Here is a 19,298-nt window from a genome sequence, read left to right on the forward strand (position 1 = left end):
AGCCTGTTTTTAACGCCGCAGGGCCGACGCGCAGCAGATCATGAACAGGTTCTAAGGAAATGGGCCGGCTAACCGGCCCAAATCAACCTACTGGGCGGATTTGATCGCCGCGTTGATCTGCGCGCCGGCCTTGCTCGGGTCGGCGTTCTTGTCACTCATGAAGTTGGTGACCACATCGAAAATCGCCCCCTGCACCGCCAGGTTGGTGGCCATGCTGTGGGCCATGCTCGGCTCCAGCTTGCCGCTCTTGTCGGCCGCCTGGAAATCCTTCATGGAAGCCTGGGCGCAGCTGTCGAACCGGCTCATGTCCAGGTCGGAACGTACCGGAATCGAACCCTTGTTCTCGTTGAACACGTACTGGAACTCGGGCTCCAGAGCGATACGCGCCAAGGCGTGCTGGGCGGCGATGTCGCCTTCCTTCTTGAGCTTGAACATGGCCATGGAGTCGATGTTGTAGGTGTAGCTGCCGGCGGTACCGGGCATCGGCACGCACTGGTAGTCCTTGCCCGCGACCTTGCCGGCGGCCGTCCACTCGCTCTTGGCCCAGTCACCCATGATCTGCATCCCGGCCTTACCATCGATGAGTTCGGCAGTTGCCAGGTTCCAGTCACGGCCCGCGCGGTTATCGTCCATGTAGGTGGAGAGTTTTTTCAGCGCGGTGAACACTTCGGTCATCTGCGGGCTGGTGAGGGTCGCTTCGTCGTTCTCGACGAATGCCTTGTGATAGCCCTCGGCGCCCATGATGCCAAGCACCAGACCTTCGAACACGGTGCTGTCCTGCCACGGCTGACCGCCATGGGCCAGGGGCACGAAGCCAGCGGCCTTGAGCTTGTCGCCAGCGGCGTAAAGCTCTTCGAGAGTGGTCGGTGCCTTGTCGATCCCGGCCTTCTTGAATACTTCCGGGTTGATCCACAGCCAGTTGACGCGGTGGATGTTCACCGGCACGGCGACATAGTGGCCGTCGTACTTCATGGTATTGGAGACGGTTTTCGACAGCAGGCCATCCCAGTTGTTGGCCTTGGCGACGTCATCCAGCGGTGCGAGCAGATCCAGCGCGCCCCACTCCTGCAGATCCGGCCCCTTGATCTGCGCGGCACCGGGCGGGTTGCCGGATACCACACGGGTCTTCAGCACGGTCATCGCGGCGGAACCGGCGCCACCGGCCACGGCACTGTCCTTCCAGGTGTAACCGTCTTTCTCGACCAGCTCACGCAGAACCTTCACGGCCGCAGCCTCACCGCCGGACGTCCACCAGTGCACGACTTCAACCGTACCTTTGGAGTCGGCTGCCAGGGCAGTGAGTGGCAATAGCGAGGCGAGAGAAACGGCAGTAGCGAGACGAGTGATCGCGTTCATCGAAGTACCTTTCTTGTTGTTAGAAGCAAGTCGTGGCGCTTGCGTTGGATGCAGTGTAATCAGGCTTTGCTGGCAGCCAGGTAACGAAGGGACGTGCGAATGTCACCACCTCGTTACATCGCCAGCAATGCCGTGGCCAGGCTCGGCGCCAGCGGCAATCGCGGCAGCAAAACGGCCTGGTAAGCGTGATAGAGATCAGGCTTACCAGGCCAGATACTGGCCGCTGGCTGGTTGTCGCTGTCGAGTTCGTGATGCCAGCTGCCATTTTGCAGGTCGATGAAATGGCTGCAGGTAAATTCCCAGAAGCGTCGATACCACTGCTCGTAAAGGGGTTCGCCGGTGCGTCGCAGCAGCGCTGCGGCAGCAGCAATGGCCTCGGCCTGCACCCAATGCAGCCGCGCCCGCACCACCGGCCGCCCCAGCCAGTCGAGGTTGTAGACCAGCCCAGGCGCGCCATCGGCATTCCAGGCATCGCGGCACGCACTGGCGAACAGCCCGCGGGCATCCTCCAGCAGCCAGTCTGGCGCGTCGAGTCCGGCTCGGGTCAACGCTGCCTCGAGGTGCAGCAGCAAACGCGCCCACTCGAAACTGTGGCCTGGCGTGCTGCCATAGGGCCGGAACGGGTCGGCACGGTTATCGGCGTTGTATTCGGGCAGGGCCTGCCACTGCCTGTCGAAATGCTCGATCACCACATAGCCACGGGAAGCGGCATGCTCGTGGATCAGGCGCTCGACGATGCGCAGCGCGCGCTGCAGCCAGAGGGCATCCCCGGTGACATCTGCCAGGGCGAGAAACGCCTCGGTGGCGTGCATGTTGCTGTTGGCGCCGCGATAGGCCTCTTCCTGCGACCAATCGCTGCTGAAGCTTTCACGCAGCGCCCCCTCCCCCTCGCTCCAGAAATGCCGTTCGAGGATGTCGATCGCCTCGCCCAGCAGAGCCTCGGCTCCAGGCCTGCCGGCAGCCTGCGCGGAGCTGGCGGCCAAGGCCACGAAGGCATGCAGGTAGGCGGACTTGTCGCCCCTGCGACTGGCATCGGCAAACCAGCCGCCAGACTGTTCGTCACGCAAGGCGCCCTGGAGCGCGGCGATGCCGTGGTCGACCAGATGGACATAGCCGGGCACGCCCTGGATATGCGCCAGGGCGAAACAGTGGGTCATGCGGGTGGTGTGAATCAGCTCGGCGCTGGCGCCTGCAGGCAGACGACCAGTGGAGTCGAGAGCGGCGAAGCCCTGCGCGACACGAGACGCGGCGGCGAACGGCAACAGGCGCATGCCTTCGGCGTTCAGCCAGGCCCGGTGAGCCGGTTTCACCAGCCAGCTATCGGAGAGCAATGCAGGTGTTTTCATTGTTGTTATTCCATGCAAACGAGGGGGCCACCTGGCCCGTAGCCCGGGCTGAGCGCAGCGATACCCGGGAACTGCAACCCGGGTTACGCCATCGGCTAACCCAGGCTACAAAAGCCAATTGTCGGCATCAGTGGAGCACTTCATCGGCCCACAAATCCTTAGCGGCTCATGCAAGAGTCTACTGGCGGCTGCATACCACCCAGGTAACGAAGGCCGGTCGCTTTGTCACCGCCTGGTGACATTCAATCCGGCGAACGTGGCAGTTGAAGTGTCACCCGCAAGCCGCCCTCACGCAGATTCTGCAGGCTCACCTCACCGCCGTGGCTGTGGGCGATATTGCGAGCGATGCCCAACCCCAGGCCATAGCCCTGCTGCTGCCCGGCCAGGCGGAAGTGCGGCTCGAACACCTGCTCCAAGCGCTGTTCGGGAACGCCGGGCCCTTCATCGTCGACATGCAGCACATAGGCGCCCTCGTCATCCTCGACGTGCAGATGAGCCGTGTGACCGTACTTGAGGGCGTTGTCGATCAGGTTGCCGATGCAGCGCCGCAGCGCCAGGGGCTTGCCCAGATAAACCGCATTGGCCTCGCCATGCAGCGTCACCCGACCGTTGCCCGCCGGAGCCAGACAGGGCTCGACCAGGCAGTGCAGCAGAAGGTTGAGATCCACGGGTTCGATGTTTTCGTGGATGTCGGTGTCCTTGACGCACTGCAGTGCGCCCTTGACCAGCAGCTCCAGCTCGTCGAGATCACGGCCGAACTTGGTCTGCAACGTCTCGTCGTCGAGCAGCTCGACGCGCAGGCGCAGCCGCGTGATCGGTGTGCGCAGATCATGGGAAATGGCGCTGAACAGTTGAGCTCGCTCGGTCAGGTAGCGGCTGATGCGCTCGCGCATGGCATTGAACGCGCGGCCTACTTCGACCACTTCACGGCCGCCGCCTTCCAGCACCGGCTCGACGTCGGCGCCCAGGGACATATGCCGAGCGGCTCGCGCCAGACGCTTGAGCGGTCGACTCTGCCAATGCACCAGAATGCCGATGAACAGGAGCAGGAAACCGCTGCTGAGCAGGATGAACCACAGCTGCTGAGTCGGCAGCACCGGCTCCTCGAGGCTGGTATAGGGCTCCGGCAGCAGCGAGGCGATATACAACCACTCGCCGGGCGCCATCTGGATCTGCGTGACCAGCACCGGGGGATTGACCGGTTCCAGGGTCAGGGCGTAATGCGCCCAGGAACGCGGCAATTCGTCGAGCTTCAGGCCACCGTTGAAGATGCGCAGATCATCCGGGCTGACGAAGGTCACTGAAATGTCCACGCTGTTGCCCAGCGACTCGCGCAGCACCTCGCTCACCGCCTGGGTCACTGCCTGCTTGCGCGGCGTGATCGGCAGGAGATGCATCGACAAGGGCCGGTCATTGAGGCTGACGACAAAACGCGTGCCGCCCATGCTGCGCAGTTGGTCGAGCACCATCGGCCGGTAGGCCACCGGCAGCGAACGGAAGTAACGCACGCTGGCCGACATCGAGTGGGCCAGACTGCGCGCCGTGGTCACCAGCCCTTCGAGCTGCGTCGCGCGCAACTGGGACAGCCAGATGGCGCTGGACAATGCCTGGGCGACCAGCACCGAGAGCAGGGTCAGCAACAACATGCGCCCCAGCAACGAACGTGGAATCGGCAGCAGCCGACGCCAGTCAGTGCGCATTGCCGGCCTGGGCGGTGACGGCGGCGGCCAGTTGGTAACCACTGCCACGCACGGTGCGGATCAGACGCGGGGGTTTGTCGGTGTCCCGCAGGCGCTGGCGCAGACGGCTCACGGCCATGTCGACGATGCGCTCCAGCGGCATCATCTCGCGACCGCGGGTGGCGTTGCCGATGGTGTCGCGGTCGAGGATCTGCTGCGGGTGATCGAGAAACAACTTGAGCAGCGCAAAGTCGGCGCCAGACAACAGCACCTCTTCGCCGTCAAGGTGGAACAGCCGATGACTGACCATATCCAGGCGCCATTCGTCGAAGGCCAGCACGTCCGTTCCACGTTCCTGGGAAAAGTGCACACGGCGCAGCAGCGCCTTGATACGCGCCAGCAGTTCACGGGGGCTGAACGGTTTGCCGAGGTAATCGTCGGCGCCCAGCTCCAGGCCGATCACCCGATCGGTCTCGTCGGAACTGGCAGTCAGCATGATGATCGGCACCTGGGCGAAACGCTGATGCCCACGCGTCCAGCGGCACAGGCTGAAGCCGTCTTCGTCGGGCAGCATGACGTCGAGAATCACCAGATCCGCGCCGCCCTCGCACAGCGCCTGACGGAAGCTGGCGCCATCCGCCACGGCATTTACCTGCAGGCCGGCACGCCCCAGGTAGGTTTGCAGCAGTTCACGAATATCCTGGTCGTCGTCGACCAGCAGGATGGATTTTCCGGTTGGGCTCACATCGATAATCCTTATTGTTGTTATCAGCGATGCTTGGACACGCTATTTGTCCGCTAACTCCGTAGCAGGTGTTGCTGTGCAGCCACCCCTGCACCCACCAGGCCAGGGTACTCGGCAGTCACCAGCCAGACCGGCAAGCCATCGAAATAATCGCTCATGCAGCCTTTGTCTCGAAAGCTGCGGGAGAAACCGCTGGCCATGAAGAAGTCGGCGAAACGCGGCACCATGCCGCCGGCGATGAACACACCGCCGCGAGCCCCCAGAGTGAGCACATTGTTGCCAGCGACGCGACCGAGCAGGCAGCAGAACAGCTCCAGCACGTCGACCGCCAGCGGTTCGCCCTCCAGCGCGGCGCGAGTTACCTGAGCCGCACTCTGCAGCGCAGCGGGCTGGTCGTCCACCGCACAGGCAGCGCGGTACAGCGCCAACAGCCCATTGCCGCTGAGTGCGCCAGCCTCGGCGCTGACGTGACCGAGCTGGCGATGCAACGCCTGCCAGATCAGCGCCTCACGGGCGCTGCCGACCGGCAAGTCGACGTGGCCGCCCTCGCCCGGCAGCGCGTGCCAGCTGCCATCCGGCAAGGCCAGCAGCGTACCGACGCCCAAACCGGTGCCGGCGCCAATCACCACAGCCGGTCGCTGCGGCTGCGCCACGCCAGGGCAGACGGTGATGTATTCATCGTCGCGCAGGCGGGTCATGCCCAGGGCCATGGCGGAGAAATCGTTGATCAGTAGCAGCTTGCTCACTTGCAGTTCGGCGCAGAACGCCGTGCGATCGATGCGCCACGGGTTGTTGGTGAAGCGAAAGGGATCCACTTCGACCGGGCCGGCACAGGCCAGGCAGATGGTTTCCACCTCGCCGAGCGCCAGGCCTTCGGCCGCCATGTAGGCCTGGATGGCCTGCTCGACGGTAGCGTGATCGGCGGTAGCCGACACGCGCACAGACTCCAGGCGCTCGTCGCGCCAAAGAGCGAAGCGCGCGTTGGTGCCACCAATGTCGCCAACCAACGCCAGACTCATCGCAGCGAATCCAGTTCGGCGGTGAAGGCACTGGCGCCCTCTTCCGCCGGGCTGAACGCGGCGCGCATGAAGGCGAACAGCTCGCGACCGCAACCAACACCAGTGCCTTGCGGGCGCGGTGCAGAATCGCGGGCCGCCCATTCGATCTCGTCGACCAGAATCTGCAAACGGCCTTCCACGCCATCGACGCGAATCACGTCACCGTCACGCACCCGAGCCAGCGGCCCGCCATCCCAGGCTTCCGGGCTGACGTGAATGGCTGCCGGCACTTTGCCGGAAGCACCGGACATACGTCCGTCGGTGACCAGCGCCACCTTGAAGCCGCGATCCTGAAGGATGCCCAGATACGGTGTGAGCTTGTGCAGCTCGGGCATGCCATTGGCCTTGGGGCCCTGGAAACGCACCACCGCGATGAAATCGCGCTCCAGCTCGCCGGCCTTGAAAGCTTCGGCCAGGTCGACCTGGGTCTCGAATACCCGCGCAGGGGCTTCGACCACCTGATGCTCCGGTGCCACCGCCGAGACCTTGGCCACGCCGTTGCCGAGGTTGCCCTTGAGCACGCGCAGCCCGCCCTCCGGTGAAAAGGCTTCCGGCACGCTACGCAGAATATTGCGATCCAGGCTCTGCTCCGGGCCCTCGCGCCAGACCAGGCCGTTGTCGCCGAGGAAAGGCTCCTGGGTGTAGCGCGACAGGCCATGGCCGGCAACGGTGTAGACATCCTCGTGCAGCAGGCCAGCCTCTAGCAGCGTTCGCACCATGAACGGCACACCGCCGCAGGCGTGGAAGTGATTCACGTCCGCCTGGCCGTTGGGGTAGACCTTGGCCAGCGTCGGCGTGACGGCGGACAGGTCGGCCATGTCCTGCCAGGTCAACTGAATCCCCGCGGCGCGGGCGAAGGCTGGAATGTGCAGGGTGTGATTGGTCGAGCCGCCCGTGGCGTTGAGCGCCACCACCGAGTTGACGATGGCCTTCTCGTCGATGATCCGACACAGCGGCGTGTACTCGCCGCCCTGGCGGGTCAGGCGCACCACCTGATGCGCGGCCTCGGCGGTCAGCGCGTCACGCAGCGGCGTGTACGGATTGACGAAGGATGAACCCGGCAGGTGCAGGCCCATGATTTCCATCACCACCTGGTTGGTGTTGGCGGTGCCGTAGAAGGTACAGGTGCCGGGGCTGTGGTAGGACTTCATCTCCGATTCCAGCAGCTCTTCACGGGTCGCCTTGCCTTCGGCGTAGAGCTGGCGGACTTCGGCCTTTTCCTTGTTGGGAATACCCGAGGGCATTGGCCCGCCCGGTACGAAGATCATCGGCAAGTGGCCGAAACGCAGGGCGCCGATCATCAGCCCCGGGACGATCTTGTCGCAAATGCCCAGCAGCATCGCCGCATCGAACATGTTGTGCGACAGCGCCACGGCGGTGGACATGGCGATCACCTCGCGGCTCGCCAGGCTCAATTCCATGCCCGGTTCGCCTTGGGTCACACCGTCGCACATCGCCGGCACGCCGCCCGCCACCTGGCCGACCGAGCCCACGGCGCGCAGCGCCTGCTTGATCAGTTCGGGGTAGTGTTCGTAGGGCTGGTGGGCGGACAGCATGTCGTTGTAGGCAGTAACGATGCCGACGTTGGCCTCGTTCATCAGCCGCAACCGCTGCTTGTCTTCGCTGGAACCACAGCCGGCAACGCCGTGGGCGAAGTTGGCGCATTGCAGCGCACCGCGGTGTGGGCCTTCACTATCGGCGGCGGCCATTTGCGCCAGGTAGCGTTCGCGAGTCGCGCGGCTGCGGGCGATCAGGCGGTCGGTTACCTCGAGAATGCGGGGATGCATGGTGTCGACTCCAGGCTAACAGGTAGCAATTCGAATTGTATTTTTATCAAAATACTGACAGCTAAAACGCTTGATTTCTACTTTCATGAGAATAATCTTGTTTTTAAAACAACATATAAGGATCAGCGCTCATGACATTGCGAATTGCCATCAATGGTTTCGGTCGCATCGGCCGTAACGTCCTCCGTGCACTCTATACCCAGAGCTACCGCGAAAACCTGCAAGTCGTCGCGATCAACGATCTGGGTGACAGTGCAATCAATGCGCACCTTCTCAAGTACGACAGCGTACACGGCATTTTCGATGCGTCGGTCGAGGTCGACGGGCAGAACCTGATCATCAATGGCGATCGCATTGCCGTCAGCGCGATCCGCAACCCGGCGGATCTGCCCTGGAAGGATCTCGACGTCGACGTGGTGTTCGAGTGCACCGGCCTGTTCACCGACCGCGACAAGGCCGCCGCACACCTGACTGCCGGCGCGCGCAAGGTGATCATCTCCGCACCCGCCAAGGGCGCTGACGCCACGGTGGTCTTCGGAGTCAACCACGACAGCCTACGCGCCAGTCACCAGATCATCTCCAACGCCTCCTGCACCACTAACTGCCTGGCACCGGTCGCCCAAGTGCTGCAGCGCGAGCTGGGCATCGAGAGCGGGCTGATGACCACCATCCACGCCTACACCAACGACCAGAACCTGTCCGACGTCTACCACAGCGACCCGTTCCGCGCGCGTTCGGCCACGCAGTCGATGATTCCCACCAAGACTGGTGCGGCGGAAGCCGTCGGCCTGGTGCTGCCGGAGCTGGCGGGTCGCCTGACCGGCATGGCGGTGCGGGTACCGGTGATCAATGTCTCGCTGGTCGACCTGACGGTGCAAGTGCAGCGCGACACCAGTGCCGAGGAAATCAATGCCCTGCTGCGCGCGGCCAGCCAGCAGTCGCCGGTACTGGGCTACAACGAACTGCCGCTGGTGTCCTGCGACTTCAACCACAACCCGCTGTCGTCGATCTTCGACGCCAATCACACCAAGGTGAACGGCCGGCTGGTCAAGGTACTGGCCTGGTACGACAACGAGTGGGGCTTCTCCAACCGCATGCTCGACACCTGCCTGGCTGCCCACGGGGCCAAATAAGGCAGCACTCACCAGTGCGGCGAGGCATCGAAGCGGATTACGCTCGGTAAATCGCCGTGAGCGGATTACAATTGCCGCCCGCTTGAACCTCAATGCCGGCCACTGACGCCAGATCGCTCTGGTCGGCGTCGCCAGCCGCGTCGGCAGGCAGCAGGTACATTGTCATCCGAACATCACTGGAAGCCGCATGGACTCTAGCCGTAACACTCTCGAACAGCATTACACCGCGATCCTCGGCCAACTCGGCGAAGACGTCTCCCGCGAAGGCCTGCTCGACACGCCCAAGCGCGCCGCCAAGGCCATGCAATACCTCTGCAACGGCTATGAGAAGACCCTGGAAGAAGTCACCAACGGTGCGCTGTTCAGCTCCGACGCCAGCGAGATGGTGGTGGTGAAGAATATCGAGCTGTATTCGCTGTGCGAGCATCACTTGCTGCCCTTCATCGGCAAGGCCCATGTCGCCTACATCCCCAATGGCAAAGTGCTGGGCCTCTCCAAGGTGGCGCGCATCGTCGACATGTATGCCCGCCGCCTGCAGATCCAGGAAAGCCTGAGCCGGCAGATCGCCGAGGCAGTCCAGCAGGTCACTGGCGCCCTGGGTGTGGCGGTGGTTATCGAGGCGAAGCACATGTGCATGATGATGCGCGGCGTGGAGAAGCAGAACTCCTCCATGGTCACCTCGGTGATGCTCGGCGAGTTCCGCGAAAACGCCGCGACCCGCAGCGAGTTTCTCAGCTTGGTCAATAGCTGAGACCGAGCACTTCAGCGCTTACTCGTAGAAGCATCGCCCTCGGCGTGAAACGATGGTGGCATCACCGCAATATCGGTTGCGCCGTTACCATTCGCCGCGGGGTCGCGGCTCCTACCAATGGGGTGAACGCCCCTTCCCGTAGGAGCGTCGCCCTCGGCGCGAAACGATGGCGGTCATTACGCGCTATTGCGACCTGACCACTAATCGCAGGTAAGCCGGTTCGTGCCATCCCAGATACCTGCCTCAGGTTTTCTCCACGAACTGCAACTCGGCCAGCCGCGCGTACAGCGGGTTGCTGGCGACCAGTTCGGCATGCTTGCCCAAGGCAACCAACTGCCCCTGATCAAACACGGCGATGCGATCCGCACTCTTCACCGTGGCCAGGCGGTGGGCGATCACCAAAGTAGTACGGCCACGCATCAGCTCGGGTAGCGCCTGCTGGATCAGGTGTTCGCTCTCGGCATCGAGGGCGCTGGTGGCTTCGTCCAGCAGCAGGATCGGCGCATCCACCAGTAACGCACGGGCAATCGCCAGGCGCTGACGCTGCCCACCTGACAAACCCAGCCCGGCATCGCCCAGGTGGGTCTGATAACCCTGCGGCAATCGCTCGATGAACTCATGGGCATGGGCCGCCCGCGCGGCAGCTTCGACTTCTGCGCTGCTGGCATCCAGATGCCCGTAGCGGATGTTGTCCTCCACGCTGCCGAAGAACAGCGCCGGGTGCTGGGAGACCAGTGCGAAGTTCTCGCGCAACACATGGGGATCGAGCCGATCGATCGGCAGGCCTTCGATCAGGATTCGCCCCTGCTGTGGGTCGTAGAAGCGCAGCAGCAGATCGAACAGCGTCGACTTGCCCGCCCCGGAAGGCCCGACGATGGCCAGGGTTTCGCCGGGCACGACAGTCAGATCGATGCCCTGCAGGGCGAGGCTTTCCGGACGGGTCGGGTAGGCGAAGGACAAATCCTGTACCTCGATGCGCCCCTGCACGGGCTGCACCGGAATCAGGGCACCTTCGAGCGGCGCATGGATCTCGTTGCGCGCGCGCAGCAATTCGCTGATGCGCTCAGCGGCACCGGCCGCACGCTGCAACTCGCCGATCACTTCGCTGAGGGTGCCGAACGAGGAGCCGACGATCAGACTGTAGAACACGAACGCGGCCAGCTCGCCACCGCTGATGCGCCCGGCGATCACGTCCATGCCACCGACCCAGAGCATCACCCCGACGGCGCCGAGCACCAGCACGATCACCACGGTGATCAGCCAGGCACGCTGAGCCACGCGTTTTCGCGCCGTGTCGAACGCGGCCTCGGCGGAAAGGCTGAAACGGCGGCGATCTTCGGCTTGATGGTTGTAGGCCTGCACCGTCTTGATCTGCCCGAGCACTTCGCTGACGTAGCTGCCAACGTCGGCGATGCGGTCCTGGCTGAGACGCGACAATTCCCGTACGCGACGGCCGAACAGCAGGATCGGCGCCACCACCAACGGCAATGCAGCGAGCACGATGGCGCTCAACTTGGGATTGGTGATCACCAGCAGGATCATGCCGCCAACCATCAGGATCAGGTTGCGCAACGCCATCGACAGCGACGAACCGATCACCGATTGCAGCAGCGTAGTGTCGGCGGTCAGCCGCGATTGGATCTCCGAGCTGCGGTTATGCGCATAGAACCCCGGATGCAAGCCGATCAGGTGATCGAATACCCGTTTGCGGATATCCGCCACTACCCGCTCGCCAAGCCAGGACACCAGGTAGAAGCGCGTGTAGGTGCCGACCGCCAAGGCCAGAACCAGCACAAAGAACAGCAGGATCGAGTGGCGCAGCGCTTCCGGCGATTGCGTGGCCAGTCCCTGATCCACCAGCAGTTTGATGCCCTGCCCCATGGACAAGGTAATGGCTGCGGTAAACAGCAATGCCAGCAGCGCGCCGGCCACGCGCCCACGATAGGGGGCGATAAACGCCCACGACATGCGCAAGGCCTCACGGTGGCGAGAAGACAAAAACAGGTTCATGGCGGGCTCGAAGGCTGATGGCAGAAGGGCTCTAGCCCATCAGATGGGGCCGCGAGCTGCAAACATCAAGCGCAGGGGCTGATCTTGGCGGCAGCCTGCTGTTGAAATTAATATATGGAACTCGATTCCAAAAATAATCATAAGCCGCCAGGAGCCTAAAAATGCCCGCCGCAACCCCCGCCCCGTTCCCTCAAGAATGCGACCTGTTGGTGGTCGGCTCCGGCGCCGCCGGGCTGGCTGCCGCAGTGACCGCCGCCTGGCACGGCCAGAAGGTCGTGCTGGTGGAAAAGGACGCGGTATTCGGTGGCGCCACCGCCTGATCCGGTGGCTGGGCCTGGGTACCGCGCAATCCGCTGGCGCGTCGGGCCGGTATTGAAGAAGACATCGAGCAGCCGCTCACCTACCTGCGCCATGAACTTGGCGAACATTTCGATGGCCAGCGCGTCGAGGCCTTTCTGGAAGCCTGCCCGCATATGGTGGCGTTCTTCGAACGGCATACGGCCCTGCAGTTCGCCGATGGCAACGCGATTCCCGATATGCACGGTGATACGCCGGGTGCCGCCACGGGCGGCCATCAGGTGATTGCTGCCCCCTATGATGCGCGCCAGGTGCTCGACCTGCTGCCGCGCCTGCGCAAGACCATGCCGGAAACCTCGTTCATGGGCATGCCGATTATGGCGGGTGCCGATCTAGCGGCTTTTCTCAGCATGACCCGCTCGCCAAAATCGCTGTGGCACGTGATTCGGCGCTTCAGCGCTCATCTCTACCACCTGGCCCGCTACGGCCGCGCCATGCATCTGGTCAACGGCGTCGCACTGGTCGCACGACTGGCGCGCTCGGCCGCCGACCTTGGCGTGCAGTTGATCGATTCGGCGCCCGTGGTTCGCCTGCATCAGCAGGAGGGCCGAGTCAGTGGCGCCACGATCCTGCGCAAGGATGGCGAACACTTCATCAGTGCCCGCGCGGTGGTTCTCGCCGCTGGTGGCTTTCCCAACGACCCACTGCGTCGCCAACAGCTGTTTCCCCGCGACGCCAGCGGCCAGGACAACCTGGCGCTACCGCCCGCATCCTGCTCGGGCGATGGGCTACGCCTCGGCGAGGCACTGGGCGCCCAGGTCGACAGCCGGCTGAAGTCGCCCGTCGCCTGGGCACCGGTTTCCAAGGTGCCGCGCGGCGACGGTAGCGTCGGCCACTTCCCGCACATCATCGAGCGTGGCAAGCCGGGCATCATCGGCGTATTGGCCAACGGCAAACGTTTCGTCAACGAGGCTCACGGCTACTACGACTATGTTTCGGCCATGGTCGAGCAGGTGCCGGATGGGCAGGAAGTCTGTTCCTGGCTGATCTGCGACCATCGCTTCCAACGCCGCTATGGCCTGGGCTTCGCCCGCCCGGCTCCCGTGCCGCTGTGGTCGGCACTGCGCAGTGGCTACCTGCAGCGCGCTGCCACAGTGGAGCGGCTGGCGCTGCAATGCGGCATCGATCCGGTTGCCCTGGCGACCACAGTGGCGACCTTCAATCAGCACGCACGCGCTGGTGACGATCCCGAGTTCTGCCGCGGCAGCACCGCGTTCAATCGCAAGCAGGGTGACCCGCTGCATCCGGGGCCAAACCCCTGCGTCGCGCCAATCGAACAGGGGCCTTTCTATGCAGTCAAAGTACAACCTGGCTGCTTCGGCACGTTCGCCGGCCTGAAGACCGACGCATCGGCCCGCGTACTCGACGCCGAAGGCCTGCCGATCAGCGGCCTGTACGCCGCTGGCGCGGACATGGCCAGTGTGTTCGGCGGCCACTACCCCTCGGGCGGCATCAACCTGGGGCCCGCCCTCACCTTCGGCTACGTCGCCGCGCGCCATGCCGCTGGCATCAGCGCCTACGAATAGTCACTCGTTGTCATCAGGAGTATTCACATGCAGGCCATCCGCAATCGTTATCAACTGAACATGCCGAAACTGGGGCTGGGCACCTGGCCCATGCGCGACGACGAATGTACCCGCGCGGTGCATCAAGCCCTGCAGATCGGCTACCGACATATCGACACCGCCACGGCCTACGAGAACGAAGCGGCAGTCGGCAAGGCGCTGGCAGAGACAGAGGTCGACCGCGAGAAGATCCACCTGACTACCAAGGTCTGGTGGGACAAGCTGCAGCCCGATGCCATCCGCGCCTCGCTCGCCGATAGCCTGCAGGCGCTGCGCACCGAGTACGTCGACCTGTTCCTGATCCACTGGCCAGGCAACGCCGGTAGCCTCAAAGGTGATGACCTGCACCGCGCTCTGGACACCCTCGCGGCGCTGCGTGACGAAGGCAAGACGCTGAACATCGGCGTCGCCAATTTCCCGCTGCCTCTGCTGCGTCAGAGCATCGAGGAGTTCAAGGCCCCAATCGCCGCCATTCAGGTGGAATACCACGTACTGCTCGATCAGCAACCGATGCTCGACTACGCCCGCGAACACAACCTGGCGTTCACCGCCTACTGCCCGCTGGCACGTGGCGAAGCCGCGCAATTGCCGGAAATCCGCCAGATTGCCGCCAAGCACGGCGTGTTCCCCAGCCAGGTGGTGCTGCAATGGCTGCTCGCCCAGGACAACGTGGCGGCGATCCCCAAGGCCAGCGGCGTAGAAAACCAGCGGGCCAACCTGGCCGCTCTGGATATCCGCCTCGACGACGAAGACCGCGCGCTGATCGCCAGCCTGCCCAAAGACCGTCGCCTGGTCAGCCCGGACTTCGCACCGGCCTGGTAACAGCAGAGATCACGCTCTGAACCTAACGCTCCGCGTGGGAAGACATCGAGGGACGCTCTGCGTCCTGCGCAGGCTAGGCAAAGCGGGCGCGGAGCGCCCGACCAGGCTCCCACGCTGGAGCGTGGGAGCCATCAAACGTTGCTCTGATCGTTCCTCACGCTCCGCGTGGGAATGCATCGAGGGACGCTCTGCGTCCTGTGCAGGCTAGGCAAAGCGGGCGCAGAGCGCCCTGACCAGGCTCCCACGCTGGAGCGTGGGAGCCATCAAAACAAAAGCCCCGCGTCTGCGGGGCTTCTCTCGTAGCCTGGGTGGAGCAAAGCGATACCCGAGAAATACTCGAATCGCCTGGTGGAAGAAAACAGCGTCTTCCACCCTACGGAAACCTGCCTACGCCTTGTTCAGCGACTCCACGCCGACTTCATCCCACAGCTCCTCAGCGAGATGGAAGGTCGCGTTGGCCGCGGGAATGCCGCAGTAGATCGCGCTCTGCATGATCAATTCCTTGAGCTCCTCACGGGTCACGCCATTGTTCTTGGCAGCCTTGAGGTGCAGTTTCAATTCACCTTCGCGGTTCATGCCGATCAGCATGGCGATGGTGATCAGGCTACGCGTGTGGCGTGGCAAACCCGGGCGCGTCCAGATATCGCCCCAGGCATGTCGGGTGATCATTTCCTGGAACTCTTCGTTGAACGGCGTCAGCTTTTCCAGGCTGCGGTCGACATGGGTATCACCCAGCACCGCACGGCGCACCTGCATGCCAGCTTCATAGCGTTGTTTCTCGTCCATCGGTAACTCCGGTCTCTAGAATGAATCGGGGCGCGTCGCTCACGCCCCATCGATCCAGCACTCAGGCTGGATCAGTAACGGGCAGTCATTCAACTTGCAGAAAATCCAGCACGCGCCGGGTGAACAACTCGCCAGCCTGCACGTTGGAGAGGTGCGCGGCGTCGAACTCGACCAGCTCCGCACCGGCGATACGCTCCTGCATGAAGCGGCCGTGCTCCGGCGTGGTCACCGCATCGCCGGTACCGCAGACGATCAAGGTCGGCGCCTTGATCGCAGCGATCTGCTCACGGTAATCGGCATCACGCACCGCCGCGCAGTTGGCCGCGTAGCCCTGGGGCGAGGTCTGCGCCAGCATGGTGACGATGGGATCGACCTTCTCCGGATGCTCGGCAGCGAACGGCGGCGTGAACCAGCGCTCGATGGAGGCATCGCGCAAATCGCGCATGGCCTTCTCGCCACCCTTGAGCACGGTGTCGATGCGGGTGCTCCAGATCTCATCGCTACCAATCTTGGCGGCGGTGTTGCACAGCACCAGACGCTGCAGGCGCTCGCCGGCGTTGATGCCAAACCACTGACCGATCAAACCGCCCATGGACAGGCCGCAGAAATGCACCTTGCCGATGTTCAGCGCGTCGAGCAGCGCCAGGACGTCATGGCCGTTCTGTTCGATGCTGTAGAAGCCGGCGCTGACCAGCGACTGGCCATGACCACGGGTGTCGTAACGCAGCACGCGAAAATGCTCGGTGAACGCCGGGATCTGCGCGTCCCACATGTGCAGGTTGGTGCCCAGGGAATTGGACAGCACCAGCACTGGCGCTTCCGCCGGGCCTTCGAGTTTGTAGTTCAGGTCGCCATCGGCGAGGGATACCACAGGCATGACAATCTCCTAACAGGAAGCGGTTGTTTGACTTTGAGCCACGGCACGTTCGACCCAGCGGCGCGCCTGGCCCAGGTAATGCGCAGGGTCGAGCAGGCGATCCAGTTCTTCTGCGGACAGCTGGGCAGTGACCTCGGCATTGGCGCCAAGCACCTCACGCAGATGAGCACCCTCCTTCACCGCCTTTTTGCAGCACTGCTCGACCAGATGGTGAGCCGCGTCACGACCGATGCGTTGCGCCAGGGCGATGCTCACCGCTTCGGCCAGCACCAGGCCACGGGTCAGGTCGAGGTTGCGCGCCATGCGTTCGGCATCCACCTCGAGCCCCGGCACCACCAGCAGCGCTTGCTGCAGGGCACCGGACACCAGGCAGCAGAGCTCCGGCAGGGTTTCCCACTCGGCATGCCACAGGCCGAGGCTGCGCTCGTGCTCCTGGGGCATGGCCGCGAACATGGTGGCAACCAGGCCGGGCGCGCGGGTGGCGGCGCCGATCAGCACTGCGGCGCTGACTGGGTTGCGCTTGTGCGGCATGGTCGAGGAGCCGCCCTTGCCCGGCGCAGAGGGTTCGAACAACTCGCCGGCTTCGGTCTGCATCAGCAGACTGAGGTCGCGGCCCAACTTGCCCAGGCTGCCGGCGATCATGCCGAGCAGGCTGGCGAACTCGACCAGGCGATCGCGCTGGGTGTGCCAGGGCTGCTCCGGCAGTTGCAGGCCCAGCTCAACCGCCAGCGCTTCGGCCACCGGCCAGGCCTTGTCGCCCAGCGCCGCCAGGCTGCCGGACGCGCCACCGAATTGCAGGCACAGCAGGCGCGGCTTGATCTCGGCGAGGCGCTGGCGATGGCGGTCGACCGCCCCCAGCCACCCGGCGATCTTCATCCCCAAGGTCACTGGCGTGGCGTGCTGCAACCAGGTGCGTCCAGCCATGGGCGTTGCCGCATATCGCTCGGCCTGTTCGGCCAAAAGTCGGCTCAAGGCATCGAGGTCGTTTTCCAGCAGCACGATGGCGGCGCGCAGTTGCAGCACCAAGCCGCTGTCCATGGCGTCCTGGCTGGTGGCGCCGAGATGCACGTAGCGCTCGGCCTCTTCACTCTGCGCAGCGATGCGTTTGCCCAGCGCCTTGACCAGCGGAATCGCCGAATTGCCAGCGCTGCCGATGGCGATGGCCAGGGCGTCGAAATCATAGAGCTCGGCCCGGCAGGCGGCCTCGATGTCGGCGACCACTGCCGCAGGAATCACGCCGGCCGCAGCCTCGGCCCTGGCCAGCGCCGCTTCGAAGTCGAGCATGCCCTGCACGCGGCCATGGTCGCTGAACACCTCACGCATCGGCGCACTGGTGAAGTAGGCATCGAACAACTGGCTGCAGGGCCTTGAACTCATACTGCTGAAACTCCGTGGTCAATGATCATGGTGTAGGTAACTGGCCTGGCGCGGCAGACGCAAGCTGACCAGGAAGGCCAGCACCATCATGCCCGACACGTACCAGTAGAAGGTCTGCTCCAGGCCGATGGACTTCAGGCCCAGGGCCACATATTCGGCAGACCCGCCGAACAGCGCATTGGCTACCGCGTAAGCCAGGCCAACGCCCAAGGCGCGCACTTCCGGCGGGAACATCTCGGCCTTCACCAGGCCGCTTATCGAGGTATACAGGCTGACGATGGCCAGGGCCACAATGATCAGCAGGAAAGCCATCACCGGGCTGTGCACGGTCTGCAGCAGCGCCAGGATCGGCCAGGTGAAGATCGCCCCCAGGGCACCGAACCAGAGCATCGAGGTGCGTCGACCGATGCGGTCGGACAAGGCGCCGAACAACGGCTGCATGATCATGAACAGAAACAGCGCAGCGGTCATGATGCCACTGGCGGTCTTGGCGCTCATGCCTGCCGAGTTGACCAGGTATTTCTGCATGTAGGTGGTGAAGGTGTAGAAGATCAGCGAGCCGCCGGCGGTATAGCCGAGCACTGTGAAGAAGGCTGCTTTGTGGTGCTTGAACAGGTAGGCGATGCTGCCCGATTCCTTGTTGCCGATCTGGTCTTTCTTCGCAGTCTCATCCAGCGAACGGCGCAGATAAAAGGCCACCACCGCAGCCAGGGCACCGATCACGAACGGGATGCGCCAGCCCCAGGCACGCAGCTCATCTTCGCTGAGCAGTTGCTGCAGGATCACCACCACCAGCACGGCCAGCAATTGCCCGCCGATCAGGGTGACGTACTGGAACGACGCGAAGAAGCCGCGCTGGCCCTTGAGCGCCACTTCGCTCATGTAGGTCGCCGTCGTGCCGTATTCGCCGCCCACCGACAGGCCCTGGAACAGGCGTGCCAGCAACAGCAGCAGCGGTGCCATAGCGCCGATGCTGTCATAGGTCGGCATGAAGGCGATGGCCAGCGACCCCAGGCACATCATCAGTACGGAGATCATCATCGAGACCTTGCGGCCGTACTTATCGGCAACCCGGCCGAACACCCAGCCACCGATTGGGCGCATCAAAAAGCCGGCGGCGAATACACCCGCGGTGTTGAGCAACTGGACGGTGGGGTCGTCGGACGGAAAGAAGGCCGGCGCGAAATAGATCGCGCAGAAGGCATAGACGTAAAAGTCGAACCACTCGACCAGGTTGCCGGAGGAAGCACCAACGATGGCGAAGATGCGCTTGCGGCGCTCTTCCGGGCTGTAGTTCGGGGCTTCGTACACCGTGCTGGCTTCAGAACTCATCATGGATACTCACTGGTAAGGAACGGGACAGTTCCCTACTCCGACTCACATGTAACCAAATGATTCGAGCATTATTGCCCGGCTGATTGCTCACCACGGTATCGGACACGGCGGCGTGGAGCCCTGTCCGATACCGAAGCAAACAAACTCTGGGACCTGTAGGCATATCGCCGGATTGTTAGCGGCCGTCGATTTTAGTGGGCTAAAGCCCACCCTACGAAAGACAAGCACCCGACGTAACCGTAGGGTGGGCCGGGCGGCGATCCGCTTCAGCCCACCAATCAGCGCATAAGCAAGGCCATTTTGGCCGACCTACA

General features: G+C 63.6%; 14 protein-coding genes and 1 pseudogene. 4 read left to right on the forward strand and 11 right to left on the reverse strand.

What is annotated here, in order from left to right:
• Positions 1-87 precede the first annotated feature (87 nt).
• The 6 genes from K5Q02_RS18135 to edd form a co-directional block, all read right to left on the reverse strand.
• A complete protein-coding gene (locus K5Q02_RS18135) occupies positions 88-1,356 on the reverse strand; it encodes an ABC transporter substrate-binding protein (RefSeq protein WP_225832812.1) in 1,269 nt (422 codons plus the stop codon).
• A gap of 113 nt (positions 1,357-1,469) precedes the next feature.
• Entirely contained in the window at positions 1,470-2,702 is a 1,233-nt protein-coding gene (locus K5Q02_RS18140) for a D-mannose isomerase (RefSeq protein ID WP_225832814.1), read from the reverse strand.
• Positions 2,703-2,944: 242 nt separating this feature from the next.
• Positions 2,945-4,402, reverse strand: coding sequence for an ATP-binding protein (locus K5Q02_RS18145; RefSeq protein ID WP_225832816.1), 1,458 nt, complete (start codon positions 4,400-4,402; stop codon positions 2,945-2,947).
• On the reverse strand, positions 4,392-5,126 hold the full coding sequence (locus tag K5Q02_RS18150) for a response regulator (RefSeq protein WP_225832818.1): 735 nt from the start codon (positions 5,124-5,126) through the stop codon (positions 4,392-4,394). The genes K5Q02_RS18145 and K5Q02_RS18150 overlap by 11 nt, the downstream gene beginning before the upstream one ends.
• A 53-nt stretch (positions 5,127-5,179) precedes the next feature.
• Positions 5,180-6,145, reverse strand: a complete 966-nt coding sequence (locus K5Q02_RS18155) for a glucokinase (RefSeq protein ID WP_225832819.1) — start codon at positions 6,143-6,145, stop codon at positions 5,180-5,182.
• On the reverse strand, positions 6,142-7,971 hold the full coding sequence (gene edd, locus K5Q02_RS18160; protein WP_225832821.1) for a phosphogluconate dehydratase: 1,830 nt from the start codon (positions 7,969-7,971) through the stop codon (positions 6,142-6,144). The genes K5Q02_RS18155 and edd overlap by 4 nt, the downstream gene beginning before the upstream one ends.
• A 131-nt stretch (positions 7,972-8,102) precedes the next feature.
• On the opposite strand from edd, the gene gap reads away from it, so the two are divergent.
• The gene (gene gap, locus K5Q02_RS18165) at positions 8,103-9,104 is read left to right on the forward strand and encodes a type I glyceraldehyde-3-phosphate dehydrogenase (RefSeq protein WP_225832823.1); all 1,002 of its coding nucleotides are present in this window, start codon (positions 8,103-8,105) and stop codon (positions 9,102-9,104) included.
• A 187-nt stretch (positions 9,105-9,291) separates the two neighbouring features.
• Positions 9,292-9,855, forward strand: a complete 564-nt coding sequence (folE, locus tag K5Q02_RS18170) for a GTP cyclohydrolase I FolE (protein WP_225832825.1) — start codon at positions 9,292-9,294, stop codon at positions 9,853-9,855.
• Between the two features lie 243 nt (positions 9,856-10,098).
• Here the strand turns inward: folE and K5Q02_RS18175 are convergent, their stop codons facing one another.
• Positions 10,099-11,865: an ABC transporter transmembrane domain-containing protein gene (locus K5Q02_RS18175; RefSeq protein ID WP_225832827.1), complete on the reverse strand. Its 1,767-nt coding sequence runs from the start codon at positions 11,863-11,865 to the stop codon at positions 10,099-10,101.
• Between the two features lie 161 nt (positions 11,866-12,026).
• On the opposite strand from K5Q02_RS18175, the pseudogene K5Q02_RS18180 reads away from it, so the two are divergent.
• Positions 12,027-13,748, forward strand: a pseudogene (locus tag K5Q02_RS18180) (FAD-dependent oxidoreductase).
• Between the two features lie 27 nt (positions 13,749-13,775).
• Complete coding sequence (locus tag K5Q02_RS18185; protein ID WP_225832829.1) at positions 13,776-14,609, forward strand: aldo/keto reductase; 834 nt, start codon at positions 13,776-13,778, stop codon at positions 14,607-14,609.
• A gap of 387 nt (positions 14,610-14,996) precedes the next feature.
• On the opposite strand, the gene pcaC is transcribed toward K5Q02_RS18185, so the two are convergent.
• The 4 genes from pcaC to K5Q02_RS18205 all read right to left on the reverse strand — a co-directional run bounded on the left by pcaC (position 14,997) and on the right by K5Q02_RS18205 (position 18,981).
• Positions 14,997-15,395: a 4-carboxymuconolactone decarboxylase gene (gene pcaC / locus K5Q02_RS18190; RefSeq protein WP_042554079.1), complete on the reverse strand. Its 399-nt coding sequence runs from the start codon at positions 15,393-15,395 to the stop codon at positions 14,997-14,999.
• Positions 15,396-15,480: 85 nt separating this feature from the next.
• On the reverse strand, positions 15,481-16,272 hold the full coding sequence (gene pcaD / locus K5Q02_RS18195) for a 3-oxoadipate enol-lactonase (protein WP_225832830.1): 792 nt from the start codon (positions 16,270-16,272) through the stop codon (positions 15,481-15,483).
• Positions 16,273-16,281: 9 nt separating this feature from the next.
• Positions 16,282-17,649, reverse strand: coding sequence for a 3-carboxy-cis,cis-muconate cycloisomerase (locus K5Q02_RS18200; RefSeq protein ID WP_225832832.1), 1,368 nt, complete (start codon positions 17,647-17,649; stop codon positions 16,282-16,284).
• Between the two features lie 18 nt (positions 17,650-17,667).
• Positions 17,668-18,981: an MFS family transporter gene (locus K5Q02_RS18205; RefSeq protein ID WP_225839731.1), complete on the reverse strand. Its 1,314-nt coding sequence runs from the start codon at positions 18,979-18,981 to the stop codon at positions 17,668-17,670.
• Positions 18,982-19,298 lie beyond the last annotated feature (317 nt).

The sequence above is a fragment of the Pseudomonas sp. MM211 genome, assembly GCF_020386635.1.
Lineage (GTDB): Bacteria > Pseudomonadota > Gammaproteobacteria > Pseudomonadales > Pseudomonadaceae > Aquipseudomonas.